Source organism: Legionella stuttgartensis (assembly GCF_977063405.2).
The window spans coordinates 1-1,062 of sequence record NZ_CDRUHA020000034.1 but is presented as its reverse complement, the minus strand read 5'-3'; the positions used below and the strand labels follow the sequence as shown (position 1 = coordinate 1,062).

The following is a 1,062-nucleotide window of genomic DNA, read 5'->3' as shown; positions in this document are numbered from 1 at the left end:
AAAATTCTGAGGTTTGCGGCTACCTCCCCTGCAACGAAGCCGCATTTATTAAAGTCCTAAAATAATCTTAGCAGCAGTATCATAACAATCTTCTTCTTCCTCTTCCTCCTCTTTTTCTTGATCAGCTAAATAATATTGTTGAGGAAGGGTTAGAGCATCTAATAGAGGAGGGAGTGTTGGCATAGAAGGTCTAATTTCTTCTTGTCTCGGTTCTTCAGCTAAACGAAGAGAACCGCTTTGAATGGAAGGTGGAAAGAAGCTATAATGATGAGGTTGAGTAAAGAAGTATGACGCTTGCAATTCTCTAGTTGTCTCTGTTAAGAACTCTAACCGTTCATGTACAGCTTTTGTTTCTGGGACCAGTTCTAAGTGTTCTTGCTCCTCTTTATTTTCCTGGTCTGGTATCGATAGTACTTCTTTTTCCTGCTGAAAACTCATTGACTCAATAGGTGCTGGCATAGAGGCATCATCTATTCCCAATGTGTTGCTAGAACATGGCAATGCGCTACCTTTATCGATATCACCTAGACTATCAACAGTCAGCTCTTCTAGGATTCGTTGATTCAACATTTTATTTCTTAAGCGGTACTTCCTCATGCTAAGCGTTTTTTGAGTAAACACCTGGGTTTCAGTGCCATCTTGATTTTTAACAAAATATTTTTTAGTGGGCCCACGGCCTTCTTCGCGAATCGAGGCTCCTGAACTTACTTCACTGCCATTTTGAAATTTGAGCTTCTTAGAAGGATTAACTTTTGCTTTCTTTGTTTTTGGTAAGACCGTATTGGGTTCGCAGGGGCCATGTTTTCTTTTCTGGCTGGATGACTTTTGTGCAAACTGTGCTAAAGATTGTTGCCATTGTTTTTCTGAGTGCTTAAATCCTGCGCACGTTTTTGCATTGGATCCCTTTAAAATCGTTAATATCTTTTGACGTAGCGCGATGTCTAAGGGTTTGTAGTTATTAAAAATAGGAAACTGCCCAATAGCGCGTAACGCTTCAATTTTACTAGAGCTGTTGGCTCTGTCAGCAAGGTCTACTAACTCAGATACCGTAAATCCATATTC

Annotated in this window: 1 protein-coding gene; it reads right to left on the bottom strand. The window is 40.1% G+C overall.

All coding sequences use genetic code 11. From position 1 onward, the window contains the following. Positions 1 to 48: 48 nt before the first annotated feature. Positions 49 to 1,062, bottom strand: a 1,014-nt coding sequence (locus ACWTEW_RS10910; protein WP_454783631.1) for a hypothetical protein, incomplete at its 5' end; no start/stop codon positions are given.